The organism is Oleiphilus sp. HI0132, from assembly GCF_001635845.1.
In genome coordinates, this window is the sequence record NZ_LWGJ01000869.1 from 1 (window position 1) to 284 (window position 284).

Sequence of the window (284 nt, forward strand, 5' to 3'; positions counted from 1 at the left end):
CACGACCCCAATTTATAAAACAGAAAAAATGGCAGCCGGCGCTCACATAGACACAACCCTTAATCAATGCACCGTGTGTCACAGTACAGACGCATCCGGAAAAGCAAGTGTTGGTCCCAATCTTAGAGGTAAATACGGACAACCCGCCGCTTCGGCTAGCAATTTTAACTACTCGTCGGGTTTATCTGAGAGCAATCTCACTTGGAACGAAGCCAATCTGGATCGTTTCTTGGAAGACCCCGCCGGAACAGTGCCTGGTACCACTATGGGCTTTGGGGGGATAA

Annotated in this window: 1 protein-coding gene; it reads left to right on the forward strand. The window is 49.3% G+C overall.

What is annotated here, in order from left to right; genetic code table 11:
- Positions 1-28: 28 nt before the first annotated feature.
- The coding region (locus tag A3766_RS09775) for a cytochrome c family protein (RefSeq protein ID WP_156508843.1) at positions 29-284 on the forward strand (256 nt) is incomplete at its 3' end.